Source organism: Thauera sp. 2A1, from assembly GCF_009469595.2.
GTDB lineage: Bacteria > Pseudomonadota > Gammaproteobacteria > Burkholderiales > Rhodocyclaceae > Thauera.
Genome location: NZ_SSXV01000003.1, coordinates 208,675 through 225,679 on the forward strand (window position 1 = coordinate 208,675; position 17,005 = coordinate 225,679).

Below are 17,005 nucleotides of genomic sequence, written 5' to 3' on the forward strand. Positions count from 1 at the left end.
ACGGGGTGAATCAGTTCTTCTGTTCGTTCAGCTTCGCCTTCAGCAGCGCACCCAGGTTGGTCGTGCCGGACGCCGCCGAGCTCTCGGAAGCCAGCTTGTTCATGGCTTCGGACTGCTCAGCCTGATCCTTGGCACGGATCGACAAGTTGATCGAACGGGTCTTGCGATCGACGTTGATCACCATCGCCTCGATCTCGTCGCCTTCCTTCAGCATCGTGGTGAGGTCATCAACACGGTGCGGAGCGGCCTCGGATGCACGCAGGTAAGCTTCGACGTCGTCACCCAGCGAGATCACGGCACCACGAGCTTCGACCGACTTCACGGTGCCGCGCACGAGGGTGTTCTTCTCGTGGGTGGCGATGAAGTTGGTGTACGGGTCGCCTTCGAGCTGCTTGATGCCGAGCGAGATGCGCTCGCGCTCGACGTCGATCGCCAGCACCACGGCCTCGACCTCGTCGCCCTTCTTGAAGCGACGCACGGCGTCCTCGCCGGTTTCGCTCCACGACAGGTCGGACAGGTGAACCAGGCCGTCGATGCCGCCTTCCAGGCCGATGAACACGCCGAAGTCGGTGATCGACTTGATCTGGCCGCGGACCTTGTCGCCCTTCTTGTGGTTGATGGCGAAATCGTCCCACGGGTTGGACATGCACTGCTTCATGCCCAGCGAGATGCGGCGGCGGTCTTCGTCGATCTCGAGGATCATCACCTCGACTTCGTCGCCCAGCTGGACAACCTTGGTCGGGTGGATGTTCTTGTTGGTCCAGTCCATTTCGGACACGTGGACCAGGCCCTCGATGCCCTGCTCGACTTCGACGAACGCGCCGTAGTCGGTGATGTTGGTCACCTTGCCGAACAGGCGGGTGCCCTGCGGGTAGCGGCGCGAGATGCCGACCCACGGATCTTCGCCGAGCTGCTTGAGGCCCAGCGAGACGCGGTTCTTTTCCTGGTCGAACTTGAGCACCTTGGCTTCGATCTCGTCACCGACGTTGAGCACTTCGCTCGGGTGACGGACGCGGCGCCAGGCCAGGTCGGTGATGTGCAGCAGGCCATCGATGCCGCCGAGGTCGACGAACGCACCGTAGTCGGTGATGTTCTTGACGATACCCTTGATGACGGTGCCTTCCTTGAGGTTCTCGAGCAGCTTCTGGCGCTCTTCGCCCATCGACTCTTCGAGCACGGCGCGGCGCGACACGACGACGTTGTTGCGCTTGCGATCGAGCTTGATGACCTTGAATTCGTATTCCTTGCCTTCGTACGGCGTGGTGTCCTTGACCGGACGCATGTCGACCAGCGAGCCCGGCAGGAAGGCACGGATGCTGTTGGTCATGACGGTCAGACCACCCTTGACGCGGCCGGTGATGACACCCTTGACCAGCGTGCCGTCGTTGAGCGCCTTCTCGAGGTCGTTCCAGGCCGAGATGCGCTTGGCCTTTTCGCGCGACAGGCGGGTCTCGCCGAAGCCGTCCTCGAGCGCGTCGATCGCGACGTGCACGAAATCGCCCGGATTGACTTCGAGTTCGCCGCGGTCGTTGCGGAACTCCTCGATGGGCACATAGCTTTCGGACTTCAGGCCGGCGTTGACGACGACGAAGTTCTGGTCGATGCGCACGACTTCGGCGGTGATGACTTCACCGGTGCGCATTTCCTGGAGGGCAAGGCTTTCCTCGAAGAGGGCGGCAAAGCTTTCTTCGAAGGAGGGGGTGGTGTTGGACATAGAGGAAGAATCCGGAACCGCCGTGCGACGGCGAACAAGGTTGATTGAGGACAGCACCGGAGAGCCGTCAGGCCCCCGGCGATCTAGCCGGCGGCCAGCCCCCGACCCCGCACGAGATCGAGAACAAAGGCCACGGCCGCGCCGACATCCATGCTGGTCGTGTCGAGCAAGGCCGCATCCGGCAACTTCTGCAACGGCGCCACGGTGCGGGCGGCATCACGCGCGTCCCGTTCCCGCAGGTCCTGCAGAAGACTTTGCATGTTAGCAGGCAAACCCTTTTCCATCAACTGCTTATAGCGCCGATCGGCGCGCGCCTCGACCGAGGCGGTCAGGAAGATCTTGACCGGCGCATCGGGGAAAATCACCGAGCCCATGTCCCGTCCTTCAGCCACCAGACCCGGCCCGACGCGGTAGTCGCGCTGGCGGTCGAAGAGCGCGTCGCGCACCGCCGGCAGAACGGCCACCCGGGACGCTCCCACCGAGCAGGCTTCGCTCCGGATCGCTTCGGTGACATCGTTCCCCTCCAGCCAAACGCGCCCCTCGGCGAATTGCGCCGGCAGCGCCGCCGCGATCGGCTCGAGCGCCACCTCATCGTCGAGCGACACCCCCGCACGCATCGCCGCCAGGGCGACGAGGCGGTAGAGCGAGCCGCTATCGAGGTAGTGCCAGCCCAGTGCCGCCGCGGCTTCCGCCGCCACGGTGCCCTTGCCTGACGCAGATGGGCCGTCGATGGCCACCACTGGCACCGGGCGTGCCACCGAACCGAAGGCCGCGAAGTATTCGGGGAACGTCTTGTTGACACACTTCGGATCGTTGATGCGCACGCGGCAGGCGCCCAGGCTGACGAGCGAGAAGCACATCGCCATGCGGTGGTCGTCGTAGGTGTCGATCGCCGCGGGCATGAGCTTCGCAGGCGGCGACACGCGCAGGTAGTCGGCCCCCTCCTCGACCTCGGCGCCCACCTTGCACAATTCGGTCGCCATCGCGGCGATGCGGTCGGTCTCCTTCACCCGCCAGCTCGCGATGTTGCGCAGCGTGCATGGTCCATCGGCGAACAGCGCGGCCACCGCGAGCGTCATCGCCGCGTCGGGGATATGGTTGAGATCGAGGTCGAAGGCGCGCAGCCGGCCGTCGACGGGAGCGGACGATTCGATCCAGTTATCGCCCATCGTGATGCGCGCGCCGAGCTGCTGCAGCGCCTCCGCAAACAGCACGTCGCCCTGGATGCTGTCGCGCCCCACGCCCTCGACCCGCACCGGCCCGCCGCCGATCGCCCCGGCGGCAAGGAAGTAGGACGCCGAGGACGCGTCGCCCTCGACATACACCGTGCCGGGGCTGCGATAGCGCGCACCACCCGGCACCACGAAGCGTGCCCAATCCTCGCGCCTCACGTCGACGCCGAAGCGCGCCATCAACTCCAGCGTGATCGCGATGTACGGCCTGGAGATCAGCTCGCCCACGACCTCGATCGTCGTTTCGACGCCGGTCAGCGGCAGCGCCATCAACAGCGCGGTGAGGAACTGGCTCGACACGTCGCCGCGCACCCGCACGACGCCGCCCGGACGGATCTCAGCCGGTTTCAGGTGCAGCGGCGGATAGCCCTCGTTGGCGGTGCAGGTGATGTCGGCGCCGAGCTGGCGCAGCGCATCGACCAGATCACCGATCGGCCGCTCGTGCATGCGCGGCACACCCGACAGGCGATATTCGCCGCCCGACAGCGCGAGCGCCGCCGTCAGCGGCCGGAAGGCGGTGCCGGCGTTGCCCAGGAACAGGTCGGCCGATTTCACCGGGAACGGCCCGCCGACACCCGTCACACGATAGTTCAGGCTGTCGCCCTCGCGCCGCCAGGGCACGCCCAGAGCACGCAGCGCGTCGAGCATGCGATCGACGTCGTCCGACGACAGCAGATCGCGGATGTCGGTCTCGCCTTCGGCCAGCGCAGCCAGCAGCAGCACGCGATTGGAGATGCTCTTGGAGCCGGGCAGGCGCACCGTGCCCGCGGCGCCCAGCATCGGGGGCAGATCGAGAAATTCCATCATCACCTCGGAAGGAAACACGCGGCGGGACGGCGCTCATACGCCGCACCCCCGTCATTCGGCCGTCTGGACCGGCAGCCCCGCGGCCCAGGCGTTGCGCGCACGCCGGGCGTTGTCGAACACCGCCTCCAACCCAGCCCCATCGCGCGCGGCAAGCAGGCGCCGCAGCACGGCGAGTTCGGCCACGTACTGGTCGAGTTCCACCAACAGCGCCTCGCCATTGGCCAAGCAGATGTCGCGCCACATCTCGGGATGGCTGCCAGCGATGCGGGTGAAATCGCGGAAACCGCCCGCGGCATGCGAGAACAGCAGCTCCGCATTAGGCCGCCGCGCCAGGTCGTCGACCAGGCCGAACGCCAGCAGATGCGGCAGATGGCTCACGGCGGCAAAGACGCGGTCGTGCTCCTGCGGCGAGGCCGCGCTGACGCTCGCCCCGCACGCGATCCACGCTGCGCGCACCATATCCACCGCCTGCGGGGTGTTCTCGGGCAAGGGCGTCACCACCACGCGGCGCTTGTCGTAGAGTTCGGCAAAGGCCGCATCCACCCCGCTTTTCTCGGCACCGGCGATGGGATGGGCCGGCACCACCGTGGCGAGCTGCGCGCCGAGGTGGCGATACACCGCGTCGACCACATCGCGCTTCGTGCTGCCGGCATCGGTGACGATGGTTCCCGGCCGCAGGTGCGGCGCCATCGCCGCCATGATGGCGTCCATCTGGCCGACGGGCGCCGCGAGCAGCACCATGTCGGCACCGTCGAGCGCATCCGCCCAGCCCTCGGCGATCTCGTCGATCACGCCGAGCGCCAGGGCACGTTCGAGTGGCGCACGGCTGCGGCCGATGCCGACCACCCGGCCGACGTCGCCGGCACGTTTCAGGGCCAGCGCGAAAGAGCCGCCGATGAGGCCGACCCCGCACACCACCAGCTTGCCGATCAGGGGCATGACCGTCGGCCTCCGCAGATCAGGCGAGCGCCTGCTCGAGCGCCTCGATGAAGCGCGCGTTTTCCTCGGGCAGGCCGATCGACACCCGCAACCAGTGCGGCATGCCATAGCCGGCAATGGGACGCACGATGACGCCCTGGCGCAGCAGCGACTGGTTGACCGCTGCCGCATCACCCACCTTGACGGTGACGAAGTTGCCGGCCGACGGGATCCACTCCAGACCCAGCGCCGCGAAGGCTGCAGTGAGCTGCGCCATGCCGCGGCGGTTGATGTCCGCGCTGCGGGCGAGGAACTCGTCGTCCGCCAGCACCGCCTCGGCCGCCGCCAGGGCGATGCTGGACACGTTGAAGGGCTGCCGCACGCGGTTCATCAGGTCAGCGACCTCGGGATGGGCGATGGCGTAGCCGACGCGCAGACCGGCGAGGCCGTAGGCCTTGGACAGCGTGCGCGACACCAGCAGATTCGGATAGCGCTCGAGCCAGGCGATGGCGTCGTAGCGCTGATCGTCGGCCAGGTATTCGGTGTAGGCCTCGTCCAGCACCACCAGCACGTCCTGCGGCACCTTGCGCAGGAACGCTTCGAGCTGCGGCCCGGGGATGAAGGTGCCGGTGGGGTTGTTCGGATTGGCGATGAAGACCATGCGCGTGTCGGGCGAGATGGCCGCGGCCATGGCGTCGAGATCGTGGCCGAAGTTCTTCGCCGGCACCTCGATCCCGCGCGCCCCCCGGGCGTTGGTGGCCAGCGGATAGACGGCGAAGGCGTGCTGCGCGTACACCGCCGACAGCCCCGGCGCGAGGAAGGCCTGGGCAGCGATCTCGAGTACGTCATTCGAGCCGTTGCCCACCACGAGCTGCTCCTGGCGCACGCCGAACTTGCGGCACAGCGCGGCCTTGAACGCGAACGCGCTGCCATCCGGATAGCGCGCTCCTTCGCACAGCGCGCGCTTCGCAGCTTCGCGGGCTGCGGCGCTCATGCCCAGCGGATTCTCGTTGGAGGCGAGCTTGACGATGCTGGCCTCGGGAATGCCCATCTCGCGCGCCAGCTCGGAAATCGGCTTGCCCGGCTGGTAGGGCATGATGGAACGGATGTAGGAAGGGGCCTGACTGGCAACGCTCATGAGCTACTCCCGGAAATCGGTACGGATTGCGGTTCAGATCGCGGCGACCGGGTAGGACCCGAGCACCTTGAGGAAGGCCGCACGTTCGCCCAGCTCCTTGAGCGCTGCGGCCACCGGCGCATCCTGCTGATGGCCGTTGATGTCGGCGTAGAAGACGTATTCCCACAACCCGGACTGCGCCGGACGCGACTGCAGCTTGGTCATGTCCACACCGTGGCGCGCAAGCGGCTCGAGCAGGCCGTGGATCGCGCCCGGACGATTGGCCGCGGAAAACACCAGCGAGGTGCGGTCCTTGCCCGACGGGCCGGCGTCATGATCGGCGATCACCAGAAAGCGGGTGGTGTTGTTGGGGTCGTCCTCGATATTGGGCGCGAGGATGTTGAGACCGTAGAGCTGCGCCGCCGCTTCGCCGGCGATGGCGCAGGATTCCGCGTCCTCGGTGGCCATGCGCGCAGCCTCCGCGTTGCTCGCCACCGGGATGCGTGGCAGGTGCGGCAGGTTGCGGTTGAGCCATTCGTGGCACTGCGCCAGAGACTGCGAATGCGAGTAGATGCGCCTTGCCGCGCCGATGCCGTCGGCACGCGACATCAGTTGCTGATGGATGCGCAGCCGCACCTCGCCACACACCTTGAGCGGATTCGCGAGCAGCAGGTCGAGCGTGCCGCCGACTGCGCCCTCGGTGGAGTTCTCCACCGGCACCACGCCGTAATCGGCGTTGCCCGCCTCCACCGCACGGAAGACGTCATCGATCGCCGCCATCGGCATGAAGTTGGGCGCGGAGCCGAAGTGCTTGCGGCTGGCGCTCTCGGAGAAGGTGCCGGCAGGGCCGAGATAGGCCACGCGCAGCGGCTGCTCGAGGCCGAGGCAGGCCGACATCACCTCGCGGAAGATCGTCTTCACCGCATCGGACGACAGCGGGCCGGGGTTGAGCTCGGCCAGCCGGCGCAGCACCTGCGCCTCGCGCTCGGGGCGGTAGTACATCACGCCGCGCTTGATCTCGCCCACACGCTGCGCGCAGCGCGCGCGCTCGGCGAGGCGGGCGAGGATCTCCTCGTCGATGCGGTCGATCTCGTTGCGCAGTTTCAGCAGTTCGTCGCTCATGCTCGGCCCGTGGCCCCTCCAGCTTCCGCGTTGATGTTGTCCCCGTTCCCGCCCTCGCCGCCCGTCCGGCAGTGCTCGCCCGGCCTCAGCCGCGGCGCGCGGCGAAGTCGCGCATGAAGTCGATCAGCGCCTGCACGCCGGCGAGCGGCATCGCGTTGTAGATCGACGCACGCATGCCGCCGACCGACTTGTGCCCCTTCAATTGCACCAGCCCGGCAACCTTCGACTCGGCGAGAAAGGCGTCGTTGAGCGCCTCGTCCTTGAGGAAGAAAGGCACGTTCATGCGCGAACGGCAGGCGGGATCGACGCGATTCTCGTAGAAATCGCTACCGTCGAGGAAGTCGTACAGCAGCTTCGCCTTGGCGATGTTCTGCGCCTCGATCGCCGCCACGCCGCCCGCGCGCTTGAGCCACTGGAACACCAGCCCGGCGATGTAGATCGCGTAGGTGGGCGGCGTGTTGTACATCGAGTGGTTGTCGGCGACGATGCGGAAATCGAAGGCCGTCGGGCAATGCACCATGGCGTGGCCGATCAGGTCGTCGCGCACGATGACCAGGGTGAGCCCCGCCGGGCCGATGTTCTTCTGCGCGCCGCCGAAGATCAGCCCGTACTTCGACACGTCGATGGCACGCGACAGGATGTGCGAGGACATGTCGGCGACCACCGGCACCTCGCCGCGACCGATGCGGGCAAGGTCGGGCTCGAACGGATATTCCACGCCGCCGATGGTCTCGTTGGTGCACGCGAAGACGTAGGCGGGGTCGGCCGACAGCTTCCATTCCGCCATCGCCGGCACGGTGGTGAACCCGCTCGGCTCCGACGTCGCGGCGATGTTCACCGCGCCGTACTTGCGCGCCTCCTTCTGCGATTTCACCGACCACGAACCGGTGACGACGTAGTCGGCGACACCCTTGGAACCCAGCAGGTTCATCGGGATGAGCGCGTTCTCCGCGATCGCGCCGCCCTGCATGAACAGCACCCGGTAGTTCGACGGGATGGCGAGCAGTTCACGCAGATCGGCTTCCGCCTGCTCGGCGATGGAGATGAATTCCTTGCCGCGATGGCTCATCTCCATCACGCTCATGCCCGAGCCATGCCAGTCGAGCATCTCGTCAGCAGCCTGGCGCAGCACGTCCTCGGGCAGCACTGCCGGACCGGCGCTGAAATTCCACACGCGACTCATCACACTTCTCCGTCGTCGCCGGACCCCTGGGCGTCGTCGCCGTCATCCGGTTTGGTGGGTGCGTCTTCCGACGCCCCTTCGCCCATCTCGCCTTCCCGCATGGTCTCGTCCGACTCGGACTCGGCCACCTTCTCGATGCTGGCGAGGAAAGTCCCTTCATCCAGATTGATCAGTGTCACGCCCTGGGTCGAGCGCCCCATCTCGCGGATGCTCTCGACGCTGGTGCGGATCAGCACGCCACCGGTCGAGATCAGCATGACCTCGTCGGTGGGCTCGACCAGCACCGCGCCGACCAGCTTGCCGTTGCGATCGCTGGTCTGGATCGCGATCATGCCCTTGGTGCCGCGCCCGTGGCGGGTGTATTCGGCGACCGGGGTGCGCTTGCCGTAGCCGTTCTCGGTCGCGGTCAACACCGACTGCGACTCGTCCTTGGCCACCAGCATCGCGATCACCGCCTGGCCGTCTTCCAGCGTCATGCCGCGCACGCCGCGCGCGTCGCGGCCCATCGGGCGCACGTCGGTCTCGGCGAAGCGCACCGCCTTGCCGGCGTCGGAGAACAGCATCACGTCGCACTGGCCATCGGTGATCGCAACGCCGATCAGGTGGTCGCCATCGTCCAGGTTCACCGCGATGATGCCGGCCTTGCGCGGGTTCGAGAACGCGGTGAGCGCGGTCTTCTTGACCGTGCCTTCGGAGGTCGCCATGAACACGAAGTGCTCCTCGTCGAACTCCTTGATCGGCAGCACCGCGGTGATCTTCTCGCCTTCCACGAGCGGAAAGAGGTTCACGATCGGCTTGCCGCGCGAGTTGCGCGTGCCTTCGGGCACCTCGTACACCTTGAGCCAGTAGCAGCGCCCACGGCTGGAGAAGCACAGCACGGTGTCGTGCGTGTTGGCGACGAAGAGGTGGTCGATGAAGTCCTCGTCCTTCATCGAGGTCGCCTGCTTGCCGCGGCCGCCGCGGCGCTGGGCGCGATAATCGGCGAGCGGCTGGCGCTTGAAGTAGCCGGTGTGGGACAGCGTCACGACCATGTCTTCCGGCGTGATGAGGTCCTCGATGTTGATTTCGGCAGTGTTCATCACCAGCTCGGAGCGGCGCGGGTCACCGAACTGGTTGCGCACCGCGGTGAGCTCCTCGACGATGATCGCGGTGATGCGCTCCGGGCGCGCCAGGATGTCGAGCAGGTCGGTGATGACGTCCATCACCTCGCGATATTCGCCGACGATCTTGTCCTGCTCCAGCCCGGTGAGGCGTTGCAGGCGCAGCTCGAGGATGGCCTGGGCCTGGGCTTCGGACAGGCGGTAGCCCTGGGCGGACAGCCCGTACTGCGGATCCAGCCCTTCCGGCCGGTAGCTGTCGGCCATGGCCCGAGAAAGCATTTCCTCGACCAGCGCCGAGCGCCATTCGCGCGCCATCAGCTCGCGCTTGGCATCGGACGGCGTGGGCGCGGCCTTGATCAGCGCGATGATCTCATCGACGTTGGACAGCGCCACCGCCAGGCCTTCGAGGATGTGGCCGCGGTCGCGCGCCTTGCGCAGTTCGAAGATGGTGCGGCGGGTGACGACCTCGCGCCGGTGCTCGAGGAAGCACACCAGCATCTGCTTCAGGTTGAGCAGCCGCGGCTTGCCGTCGACCAGCGCCACCATGTTCATGCCGAAGCTGTCCTGCAACTGCGTGTGCTTGAACAGCTTGTTGAGCACCACCTCGGGCATCTCGCCGCGCTTGAGCTCGATCACCAGGCGCATGCCGGACTTGTCCGACTCGTCGCGGATCTCGCTGATGCCCTCGATCTTTTTCTCGTTGACCAGCTCGGCCATGCGCTCCTGCAGGGTGCGCTTGTTCACCTGGTAGGGCAGCTCGTCGACGATGATCGCCTGGCGGTCGGTCTTGCCGATGGGTTCGAAGTGGGTACGCGCGCGCATGATCACGCGGCCGCGACCGGTGCGGTAACCCTCGTGCACGCCGGCGAGGCCGTAGATCAGGCCGGCGGTGGGGAAGTCCGGCGCCTGGACGATGTCGATCAGCGCCTCGATGTCGGTGTCGGGCTCGGCCAGCAGCTTCAGGCAGGCATCGACGATCTCGCCGAGGTTGTGCGGCGGGATGTTGGTCGCCATGCCCACCGCGATGCCGGCCGAACCGTTGATCAGCAGGTTGGGGATGCGGGTCGGCAGGACGAGCGGCTCTTTCTCCGAGCCGTCGTAGTTCGGGCCGAAGTCGACCGTTTCCTTGTCGATGTCGGCGAGCAATTCATGGCCGATGCGGGCCATGCGGATTTCGGTGTACCGCATCGCCGCAGCGTTGTCGCCGTCGACCGAGCCGAAGTTGCCCTGGCCGTCCACCAGCATGTAGCGCAGCGAGAAATCCTGCGCCATGCGCACGATCGTGTCATAAACCGCGGTGTCGCCGTGCGGGTGGTACTTACCGATCACGTCGCCGACGATACGCGCCGACTTCTTGTAAGCGCGGTTCCAGTCGTTGGACAGCTCATGCATCGCGAACAGCACACGCCGATGCACAGGCTTGAGGCCGTCGCGCGCATCGGGGAGCGCACGCCCCACGATCACGCTCATTGCGTAATCGAGGTAGGAATGGCGCATTTCCTCCTCGAGGCTGATCGGCAGGGTCTCTTTCGCGAACTGGGTCATGCTCGAAGGCGGCGAATCCGCGTCAATCAAAAACGTGCGATGTTACCACGCCCCACCCTGCCCCCGCCGCACGTCGGCACTGCGAAGCCGCACGTCGTGGCGGCAGGCGTGCCGCGCTCCAATGTGGCATCTTGCGGAACGTGACCGCGAGCGGTCGCTGACGCAGAATGTGGCGTGTTCAGCGGTTTCCCCAACATCGCCGTTCCAGAACGCCGGAATGCGCGAGGCTCAGGCCGGGCAACCGCGGCCGCTCGATGCACAACAGCGAAGCGCGCGCGGCGCCACCACGACGTGCCCCCAACTGCCGGCCATCATCATGCCGTTTCCCCAAGCCACCGCGCCGCGCGATCCGCCCCGCCTGCTGGAACGGGAAGCTGCCGCGTGGCTGATCCTGGTTTTCACCACCGCACTCACCCTCGTGCTGTGGGATTACTCCCACACGCATCGCAGCGTGCGCGCGCTGGAGCGATTCGAATACCGCTCCGAGAAGGAGATCAGCATTCTGCGCAGCCGCCTGCAGGCGTACGAGCAGGTCCTTCTTGGCGGGGCAGCGTTCTTCAATGCGAGCGAGCAGGTGTCGCGCCAGGAATGGCACGACTACGTCGAACAGCTCAACCTCGATGCCACCCTGCCCGGCATCCAGGGAACGGGGTTCGCGCTGATCGTGCGCGCGCGCGACAAATCGGCACACGAACAGGCCATGCGTGCAGCGGGCTTCGCCAACTACAGGATCCAGCCGGAAGGCGAGCGCGACCCCTATTCCAGCATCACCTACCTGGAGCCCTTCTCGGACCGCAACCTGCGCGCGTTCGGCTATGACATGTACTCCGAACCCGTGCGGCGGGAGGCCATGGATCGCGCCCGCGACAGCGGCACCCTCGCGCTGTCGGGAAAAGTCACGCTGGTGCAGGAGACCGATTCGGACATCCAGCCCGGATTCCTGATGTACGTGCCGGTTTACGCCAAATCCGTCGCCGTCGACGACCTTGCAAGCCGGCGCGATCACATCTTCGGCTACGTCTATAGCCCCTTTCGCGCGCACGACCTGATGCGAGCCATCTTCGGCGAGAGCAACAAGGACATCGAGATCGAGCTCTTCGACGACAGCCCCGCCCCGGCAAACCTGTTGTTCGCCTCGGCGGACGCAAACAGGGCTGCCGCGCAGGAACGCGAGCTTACGCTCGTCTTTGGCGGACGGCAGTGGATCGCTCGCGTTCGCAGCAGCGCCGAATTCGACGAATCCGCGAACAGCGACGAACCGCTGCTGATCCTGATCGGCGGCCTGGCGCTCGATACCTTGCTGTTCGCCGTGATCCTGGGCAGCGCCCGTCACCGCCGCCGCATGCAGGCGGCTGCAGCGCAGATTGCAGAAAGCCGCGACCGCTTCCAGACGCTGGTGGAAAACGTCCCGGGCACCGTCTTCCGCACCGCGCCCGCGCCGCCATGGCATGCGCTGCATGTCAGCCGCGGCATCGAAAACCTGACGGGGGAACCCCCGGAGCGATTCCTGTCGGGCGCGGTGAGCTGCAGGGCGCATCTGCACCCCGATGATGCCCCAGACGTCCTCGGGGCGATCACGCAGGCTGTGACCGATCACACCACCTACAACGTCGAATACCGCGTCCGCGGGGCCGACGGCGTGACGCGCTGGGCCAGCGAGCGCGGTCGCGCCAGCTACGATTCGAGCGGCACACCACTTTGGATCGACGGCGTCATCCTGGACGTCACCGACCGCAAGATCGCCGAGCTTGCGATCCGCGACCTCGCCTTCTATGACCCGCTGACCGGATTGCCGAACCGACGCCTGCTGATGGATCGCCTGCAGCAGCAGCTCTCCGTCAGCGCGCGCTCCGGCCTCTACGGCGCCTTGCTGTTCGCCGACCTGGACAAGTTCAAGACGATCAACGACACGCTCGGCCATCAGATCGGCGACCAGCTCCTCACCGAGGTCGCACATCGGCTGCGCGCCACGGTGCGCGAAGGCGACACCGTCGCGCGCCTGGGCGGGGACGAATTCGTCGTGATGCTCGAGGATCTCGGCCGCACGCGCGACGAGGCGACCGCCTTGGCAGCAAACATCGCCACCAAGATCCTGCACAGCCTCGCCCGCCCCTACGCACTGAAGAAGCAGACGGTGCAATGCACGCCCAGCATCGGTCTCGCGGCCTTCCGGGGACACGAGCTGTCGGTGGATGAGCTGATCCGGCGCGCCGACGAAGCGATGTACCGTGCCAAGTCGGAGGGCCGCAACCGCCTGCACGTTTTCAGGGGAGAAGACCACTGATCCGCCGGTGCGCAGCGCCGCTTATTTTTTCGCGTCGGCGCTTGAAATATCGGCCCTTGCCCCTAAATTGCGTTGCGAAGCGCATTCAACATGGAGCAACGAACGATGCAGGATCCGAATCTGACCCCGGAAATTCCGCCCGCCGTCGAACAGCAGCCCGCCCCGCAGGCGGCCCCCGCTGGCGCGGACGCCACGCCCGAAACCACGGTGGAGGTGATGCCTGGGCTGGAGGAGGCGCTGCGGATTGCAGAGCTGAAGGCGGCCGAGCACCACGACGCGTGGCTGCGTGCCAAGGCCGAAGGCGAGAACATCCGCCGCCGGGCGCAGGAAGACATCGCCAAGGCGTCCAAATTCGCCGCCGAGAAGTTCGCCACCTCGATGCTGCCGGTGAAGGACAGCCTGGAAGCCGCGCTGTCGGTGGAAAACCAGACCGTCGAGAAGCTGCGCGAAGGCGTCGAGCTGACCCTGAGGCAGCTCGTGTCGGCCTTCGAAGGCGCCAACCTGGCCGAAGAAAACCCGCTCGGCCAGAAGTTCGACCCCAACAAGCACCAGGCGATCAGCACCGTCGAAGCGGACGCAGAGCCCAACACCGTCGTCAGCGTGCTGCAGAAAGGCTACCTGCTCAACGACCGCGTCATCCGCCCGGCGCTGGTGATGGTCGCCAAGGCCAGGAGCCAGTGAGGAATCCGCGCGCCACCGCTTGAAAGCCGGCGGCGGCGCCCCATATTCGAACCAGACCGGCGCACTCCAGACTGCGCCTCCCGAATACAGACTGAAAAGGAACATTCATGGGCAAGATCATCGGCATCGACCTCGGCACCACCAATAGCTGCGTCTCCGTGATGGAAGGCGGCAAGCCGAAGGTCATCGAAAACTCCGAAGGCGCACGCACCACCCCGTCCATCGTCGCCTACGCCGAGGACGGCGAGATCCTGGTCGGCGCACCGGCCAAGCGTCAGGCTGTCACCAACGCCCGGAACACGCTGTTCGCGATCAAGCGCCTGATCGGCCGCCGCTTCGAAGAGAAGGAAGTGCAGAAGGACATCGACCTGATGCCCTTCACCATCACCAAGGCAGACAACGGCGACGCCTGGGTGGAGGTGCGCGGCAAGAAGATCGCACCGCCGCAGGTCTCGGCCGAAGTGCTGCGCAAGATGAAGAAGACCGCCGAAGACTACCTCGGCGAGGAAGTCACCGAAGCGGTCATCACCGTGCCGGCCTACTTCAACGACAGCCAGCGCCAGGCCACCAAGGACGCGGGCCGCATCGCCGGCCTGGAAGTCAAGCGCATCATCAACGAGCCGACCGCGGCCGCGCTCGCCTTCGGCATGGACAAGAAGCCGGGCGACTCCAAGATCGCGGTGTATGACCTGGGCGGCGGCACCTTCGACATCTCGATCATCGAGATCGCCGACCTCGACGGCGAACACCAGTTCGAAGTGCTGGCCACCAACGGCGACACCTTCCTCGGCGGCGAGGACTTCGACCAGCGCATCATCGACTACATCGTCACCGAGTTCAAAAAGGAACAGGGCGTCGATCTCAAGAACGACGTGCTCGCGCTGCAGCGCCTGAAGGAAGCGGCCGAGAAGGCCAAGATCGAGCTGTCCTCCGGCCAGCAGACCGAGATCAACCTGCCCTACATCACTGCCGACGCCTCGGGTCCGAAGCACCTGGCGATCAAGATCACCCGCGCCAAGTTCGAATCGCTGGTGGAAGACCTCATCGAGCGTTCCATCGAGCCTTGCCGCGTCGCACTGAAGGACGCCGGCCTCAAGGTGTCCGACATCGACGACGTGATCCTGGTCGGCGGCCAGACCCGCATGCCCAAGGTCATCGACAAGGTGAAGGAGTTCTTCGGCAAGGAGCCGCGCCGCGACGTCAACCCGGACGAGGCCGTCGCCGTGGGCGCCTCCATCCAGGGCGGCGTGCTGCAGGGCGAAGTCAAGGACGTGCTGCTGCTCGACGTGACCCCGCTGTCGCTCGGCATCGAGACCCTGGGCGGCGTGATGACCAAGCTGATCCAGAAGAACACCACGATCCCGACCAAGGCCTCGCAGGTGTTCTCGACCGCCGACGACAACCAGAGCGCGGTGACCATCCACGTGCTGCAGGGCGAGCGCGAGATGGCCTCGGGCAACAAGAGCCTGGGCCAGTTCAACCTGTCCGACATCCCGCCGGCGCCGCGTGGCATGCCGCAGATCGAGGTCACCTTCGACATCGACGCCAACGGCATCCTGCACGTGTCCGCCAAGGACAAGGCCACCGGCAAGGAAAACAAGATCAAGATCCAGGCCAACTCCGGCCTGTCGGACGACGAAGTCCAGCGCATGGTGCGTGACGCCGAGGCGCACGCCGAGGAAGACAAGAAGGCGCACGAACTGGTCGACGCGCGTAACCAGTGCGACGCCCTGGTGCACTCCACCCGCAAGGCGCTGACCGAGTACGGCGACAAGCTGTCGGGCGACGAGAAGTCCAAGATCGAAGCCGCGCTGAAGGACGCCGAAGAGGCGATCAAGGGCAACGACAAGGACGCCATCGAAGCCAAGAGCCAGGCCCTGGCGATGGCGGCGCAGAAGCTCGGCGAGCACATGTATGCCCAGGCCCAGGCCGAAGGCGGCGCACAGGGTGCCGCGGGTGGCCAGCAGGCCGGCGGCAAGGCCGACGATGCCGACGTGGTGGATGCCGAATTCACTGAAGTGAAGGACAAGAAGTAATCGTCACTCTGGCGAATCCTTCGCGGCCGAGCCCCGCCGGAGCCTCGCTCCGGCGCCGGCTCGGCCTTTGCATGAGACCAGACTGAGCGCAGCACATGTCCAAACGGGATTACTACGAAGTCCTCGGCGTCAACCGCGACGCCGGCGACGACGAGATCAAGAAGGCCTACCGCAAGCTGGCCATGAAGTACCACCCGGACCGCAATCCGGACAACAAGGAAGCGGAAGAGAAGTTCAAGGAGGCCAAGGAAGCCTACGAGATGCTCTCCGACCCGCAGAAGAAGGCGGCCTACGACCGCTACGGCCACGCCGGCGTCGACCCGTCGATGGGTGGTGGTGGCCAGGGTTTCGAGGGTGGCTTCGCCGATGCGTTCGGCGACATCTTCGGCGACCTCTTCGGCGGCGGCCGCGGCGGGCGCTCCAACGTCTATCGCGGTGCCGACCTGCGCTACAACCTCGAGATCACCCTCGAGGAGGCCGCACGCGGCGCCGAGAAGACGATCCGCATCCCCACCGTCGAGGAATGCGGCACCTGCCATGGCAGCGGCGCCAAGCCGGGCACCCAGCCCAAGACCTGCCCCACCTGCAACGGCCATGGCCAGGTGCGCGTGCAGCAGGGCTTCTTCTCGATCCAGCAGACCTGCCCGAAGTGCCACGGCACCGGCAAGATCATCCCCGACCCCTGCCGCGACTGCGGCGGCGCCGGCCGGGTGAAGAAGCACAAGACGCTCGAAGTGAAGATTCCCGCCGGCATCGACGAGGGCATGCGCCTGCGCCACGGCGGCCACGGCGAGCCGGGCGTCAATGGCGGCCCGCCGGGAGATCTCTATGTCGAGATCCACATCCGGCAGCACTCGGTGTTCCAGCGCGACCACGACGATCTGCACTGCGAGATGCCGATCAGCTTCAGCACCGCGGCGCTCGGCGGCGAGATCGAGATCCCGACGCTGGAAGGCATGGCGCGCCTCAAGATCCCTGCGGAAACGCAAAGCGGCAAGGTCTTCCGCCTGCGCGGCAAGGGCATCAAGAACGTGCGCAGCCACACGCACGGCGACCTGATGTGCCACGTCGTGGTGGAGACGCCAGTCAATCTGACGGAACGTCAGAGGGAACTGCTGCGCGAGTTCGAGGAGATCTCCAGCGGCAACGCCGACCGCCACAACCCGAAAGCCAAGTCCTGGATGGACAAGGTGAAGGATTTCTTCGGCACCTGAGCCTCGCCGGCGATTCGCGGCCCATCAACGACAACGCCCGCCATCATGACGA

At 66.3% G+C, this 17,005-nt stretch carries 11 protein-coding genes; 4 read left to right on the forward strand and 7 right to left on the reverse strand.

Going from position 1 to position 17,005, the window contains the following annotated elements; genetic code table 11:
• Positions 1-10: 10 nt before the first annotated feature.
• From rpsA to gyrA, 7 genes are all read right to left on the reverse strand, one after another.
• Positions 11-1,714 (reverse strand): 30S ribosomal protein S1, encoded by a 1,704-nt coding sequence (gene rpsA, locus GH664_RS04640; RefSeq protein ID WP_153166947.1) that lies wholly within the window; start codon positions 1,712-1,714, stop codon positions 11-13.
• An 83-nt stretch (positions 1,715-1,797) separates the two neighbouring features.
• The gene (locus GH664_RS04645; RefSeq protein ID WP_153166948.1) at positions 1,798-3,750 is read right to left on the reverse strand and encodes a bifunctional 3-phosphoshikimate 1-carboxyvinyltransferase/cytidylate kinase; all 1,953 of its coding nucleotides are present in this window, start codon (positions 3,748-3,750) and stop codon (positions 1,798-1,800) included.
• 54 nt (positions 3,751-3,804) lie between these two features.
• Positions 3,805-4,692 carry a prephenate dehydrogenase/arogenate dehydrogenase family protein gene (locus GH664_RS04650; RefSeq protein WP_153166949.1) on the reverse strand — a complete coding sequence of 296 codons (888 nt, stop codon included), beginning with the start codon at positions 4,690-4,692 and terminating at the stop codon, positions 3,805-3,807.
• 19 nt (positions 4,693-4,711) lie between these two features.
• Positions 4,712-5,809: a histidinol-phosphate transaminase gene (gene hisC / locus GH664_RS04655; RefSeq protein ID WP_153166950.1), complete on the reverse strand. Its 1,098-nt coding sequence runs from the start codon at positions 5,807-5,809 to the stop codon at positions 4,712-4,714.
• Positions 5,810-5,842: 33 nt separating this feature from the next.
• Positions 5,843-6,910 carry a prephenate dehydratase gene (pheA, locus tag GH664_RS04660; RefSeq protein WP_153166951.1) on the reverse strand — a complete coding sequence of 356 codons (1,068 nt, stop codon included), beginning with the start codon at positions 6,908-6,910 and terminating at the stop codon, positions 5,843-5,845.
• 85 nt (positions 6,911-6,995) lie between these two features.
• Positions 6,996-8,093: a 3-phosphoserine/phosphohydroxythreonine transaminase gene (gene serC, locus GH664_RS04665; protein WP_153166952.1), complete on the reverse strand. Its 1,098-nt coding sequence runs from the start codon at positions 8,091-8,093 to the stop codon at positions 6,996-6,998.
• Positions 8,093-10,738, reverse strand: coding sequence for a DNA gyrase subunit A (gene gyrA, locus GH664_RS04670; protein WP_153166953.1), 2,646 nt, complete (start codon positions 10,736-10,738; stop codon positions 8,093-8,095). The genes serC and gyrA overlap by 1 nt, the downstream gene beginning before the upstream one ends.
• A 316-nt stretch (positions 10,739-11,054) precedes the next feature.
• On the opposite strand from gyrA, the gene GH664_RS04675 reads away from it, so the two are divergent.
• The 4 genes from GH664_RS04675 to dnaJ all read left to right on the forward strand — a co-directional run bounded on the left by GH664_RS04675 (position 11,055) and on the right by dnaJ (position 16,953).
• Complete coding sequence (locus tag GH664_RS04675; RefSeq protein ID WP_153166954.1) at positions 11,055-13,022, forward strand: CHASE domain-containing protein; 1,968 nt, start codon at positions 11,055-11,057, stop codon at positions 13,020-13,022.
• A 105-nt stretch (positions 13,023-13,127) separates the two neighbouring features.
• Complete coding sequence (gene grpE, locus GH664_RS04680) at positions 13,128-13,703, forward strand: nucleotide exchange factor GrpE (RefSeq protein WP_153166955.1); 576 nt, start codon at positions 13,128-13,130, stop codon at positions 13,701-13,703.
• A 107-nt stretch (positions 13,704-13,810) separates the two neighbouring features.
• Positions 13,811-15,739: a molecular chaperone DnaK gene (gene dnaK, locus GH664_RS04685; RefSeq protein WP_153166956.1), complete on the forward strand. Its 1,929-nt coding sequence runs from the start codon at positions 13,811-13,813 to the stop codon at positions 15,737-15,739.
• A 95-nt stretch (positions 15,740-15,834) separates the two neighbouring features.
• Positions 15,835-16,953, forward strand: coding sequence for a molecular chaperone DnaJ (dnaJ, locus tag GH664_RS04690; RefSeq protein ID WP_153166957.1), 1,119 nt, complete (start codon positions 15,835-15,837; stop codon positions 16,951-16,953).
• The last annotated feature ends 52 nt before the right edge of the window (positions 16,954-17,005 follow it).